Here is a 3,333-nt window from a genome sequence, read left to right as displayed (position 1 = left end):
CAATGTCCCGGAAGGCCGTCAGCCAGCCCCGAAGGGCATTGACCCCACTGGCGACATGGGCAGAGACAAGGCCGCAATACGCTTCAATGAAATAGCCTTCAAGGTGATCTGTGGTGCAGAGGACATCGGGTGGAAGTTCGCAAGGAGGACTAAATAAATGCCGGAAGCAGATAGCGTCAGAAACAATTCTACCAGCCCCAGACCCGGCCTCACCGTGGGTTATGATGCAACAACCGGTCAGGAGATCTTTCTTCCCGACCGGCTCCTCTGCCAGCATATGGCGGTGGTGGGGTCTTCCGGGGCTGGAAAGACCTGCTTCCTCCTCTCTTTGATCTATCAGCAGATACGCCGGGGCGGGGCCGTGATCTTCATGGATGGGAAACGGCGGTACACAGGCTTTGCCAAGATGGCCTGGCTGGCCCATGCCTGCGGCCGGAGCGCGGACCTCCGGGTGATTGACCCTCAGGCCCCCACACTTTCCCATGCCTACAACCCCCTTATGGCCCGGGATGCGGAGAAGGAGGCCGGGATCATCGCCAACAAGATCCACCGGCTGATGCCCTCCATCCCGGAGGGGCATCCCGCATCCTATTATTCCAACCTGGCCTACGAGGCGATCCTCAAGTTGGTGCGGGCCCTGCACCGCCTGAAGCGAAGTTTCTCCTACCGGGATGTCCTGACCCTGTTCGAGTCCCCGGCGCAGGCATTCCGTATCCTGAAGCAGGATCTCTACAACGACAGCGCCTCGGAATCCCTCATCGAGGTGGAGAACTTCGTGCGTAATTTCAAGACCTCAACCCAGATGAGCGACCTCCTCTCCGGCCTGATCTCGGAGCTGGGGGCGACCTCGAGCAAACCCATGGGAGATTTCCTGTGCCGCCCTGTGAACGACGTGGACTTCTACCAGGCCATTAAAAAAGGCCAGATCATTTACGCGGCCCTTCCGAGATTGCAGGAGACCAAAAAGTCCGAAAAGCTGGGCAAGGTGATCCTGACCGACCTTCAGTCCTCCATCGGGGCCGTCTACAGCGAGAAGGATTATCAACCCCTGATGCCGGCCCTCGTAATTCTTGATGAATTCGGCTCCTATGCCATCCCTGATTTTGCCGTTGTGTTCGAGCAGGCCAGGGAGGCCAATATCGCACTGGTCGCCGCCTTTCAGTTGACCACACAGCTTTCGGACCTGGAGAAGGGACTTTCAAAGGGATTCCTTGAGACCGTGATGGGAAACACCGAGACCAAGGTCTTCATGCGACTCAAAAGCCTGGACTCAGCCCTGTGGGCCTCGGACTTCTTCGGGCAGGAACTGCGGTGGTTTGCCCAGGTGTCGGAGGGAGAATCGACATCGGATTCCGGACAACCGATCAGCCTGCACCGCTATGTAAACCCGCGGCTCACCGACTCCCGCTCTTCATCCCGCACTCACCGGCAGCTCTATGACCAGAAGGTCCGGCCCGAGGCGTTCCTGCATCAATTAAACGTGGGCGAGGCCTACATCAACTGGCAGGGCGAGCCCTGCCAGGTACGGCTTTCCTGGGTGGAACCGGAGATCCCCCAGGGCTGGGATTATACCAGGAACCTTCCCCGTTTCCGCCGCAAAGAGCCTACTCCACTTGGCCTCTGGGAGCGAATCAACCGACGGATCTATCAGGAACTGCAGGAGGAGATGGGGAGGAAAGATGGAGGGTCGTAGGTTTAAGCCCAAAGCATTAACGCTCACCACTTCCAGAGTCGATCAGCAATATTCATAAATATTTCATTACCACAGAACTCACAGCCAATTCTTTTTGGCTGCACTTTGCATAATCGCATATTCGGCGAGTGCCAGGGACTCACCTTCCAATGATTAAAAATATCTTCTACATTTTTCTTCTGAATTCTCCGCACGATCTCAATCGCAAGATAGGCTCCTGCAAGGACTGACACAAAAGCAAGAGGAGCAAGAACCTGCTTGTCCTCAGCCATTTTTAGTCTCCCTTGACCACACAACTGCTTGAACAAGCTATCATATGCCTTGTTGACTAAGTCATCCTCTGCAAGATCCGGATACATAGCGCATATCTTTGCAGCTGCAATTTTGCTCACTAATCCTTTTTGCACTTCCTCCACAGATACACCAAGGACTTCGGCCACATGAAGCTCATGAGAGAGTTCCCCTTCCTCTTGAAAATAAATGCAGCTCAAACAGGCTCCCTTTGTCGGTTGCCGGTGGAAATGCAGAACCACTTCTCGGATATCAGTTGTAGAAGCATCAAATACCTCTCCTGGAAGCTCATTCTGAAGCGATCGTCTCGCCCGGCGGCTGTCCACTCCGACAATAAGACGGCGGAGCCAGTTTTCACCGGTACGAAGGGGAACATCTCTCAATGTGGAAGGATACGGAATGAGTTTAAGTCGGGGGAAATAAGGTTGTGCCTTTCTAACAAGCACTTCCACTTTATTGTTGGAAATATCGGATTCAGAGAAGAACAAGCATCGGTTCAAGTTTCCATCGCTAACTATGTCAGGATCCACAACATTGAGTTTCCCTTCTATATCAAAGAACTGCATTGAATAAAGTAAAGCATTTCCAATTGCCCCTGCACCAGCCAGAAATGCCTCACCAAGAAAGGCTTTCGTGTAGAAAAGCTCAAGGTCGCTGCCATACATCTTCTTATAATCAAGGATAATTGGATTTTGGTTTCTATATGGGAGGTATTCACCTATTATTCCATTCACCGCCATTGCCGCAGCATGACATGCTCCTATTATAAGGAACACGGGGTGCACGTTAGGATTCTGGTCTGTTATGATAGGATAGTAGCTGATTGTGATATGCGAATCTGTAATCCCGACATAGACCGCCAATGCAGATGTTTTTCTTATGGCATTACCGATAACTACCTCCACTGAGGGATTGAAGATGCGTTCAGAGGTCACCTTCTTTACCGTCCGGGATAGAATTTCAATAAGTCGTTCAGCAAGGAAAAGGGAATTGTTGCATTCCTGATTGGGCGTGATTAGAACAGCAGTATCAAGAAGTTCTATTGCCTTCTCCTCATCTATGCCTAACCATACCGCAAGGGTCCGCCCATTCTCTTCCTCAGGTGTCATAGTATAGTCCTGTATCGTTTTCCAACTTCTTGCGGAAAGACCTCTTCCCATTTCTTTGCTATTGACATCTCAAAGACTACAGCATGTTGAACAAAAGTCTGAGGGGAGGTATACAACGCAAAATAGGGAAGGACCAAAGACATGGCCCCCACATGGTTAATAATCGCCCACCTGTCATCTGCATCCGAGTGAAACGCCTCCTTAGGATGGGAATGTACCTGGGCAACTGCTTTCAGTTTT

General features: G+C 51.8%; 3 protein-coding genes. 1 reads left to right on the top strand and 2 read right to left on the bottom strand.

Annotation, left to right across the window (positions count from 1 at the left end; all coding sequences use genetic code 11):
* Positions 1 to 157 precede the first annotated feature (157 nt).
* Positions 158 to 1,693 carry a TraM recognition domain-containing protein gene (locus IT392_11255; GenBank protein ID MCC6545055.1) on the top strand — a complete coding sequence of 512 codons (1,536 nt, stop codon included), beginning with the start codon at positions 158 to 160 and terminating at the stop codon, positions 1,691 to 1,693.
* A gap of 23 nt (positions 1,694 to 1,716) precedes the next feature.
* Here IT392_11255 and IT392_11250 read toward each other — a convergent pair whose 3' ends face one another.
* Positions 1,717 to 3,093, bottom strand: coding sequence for a ThiF family adenylyltransferase (locus tag IT392_11250; protein ID MCC6545054.1), 1,377 nt, complete (start codon positions 3,091 to 3,093; stop codon positions 1,717 to 1,719).
* Positions 3,090 to 3,333 (bottom strand): Mov34/MPN/PAD-1 family protein (locus IT392_11245; GenBank protein MCC6545053.1); only part of this gene is annotated, 244 nt, incomplete at its 5' end. The genes IT392_11245 and IT392_11250, both read right to left, overlap by 4 nt.

It is taken from the genome of Nitrospirota bacterium (assembly GCA_020846775.1).
Lineage (GTDB): Bacteria > Nitrospirota > 9FT-COMBO-42-15 > HDB-SIOI813 > HDB-SIOI813 > RBG-16-43-11.
This window is presented reverse-complemented; position numbering and strand designations above follow the sequence as displayed.

Coding starts and splice junctions, on each gene's coding strand:
- IT392_11250 (MCC6545054.1), bottom strand. CDS start 3,093: ATGACACCTGAGGAAGAGAATGGGCGGACCCTTGCGGTATGGTTAGGC.
- IT392_11255 (MCC6545055.1), top strand. CDS start 158: ATGCCGGAAGCAGATAGCGTCAGAAACAATTCTACCAGCCCCAGACCC.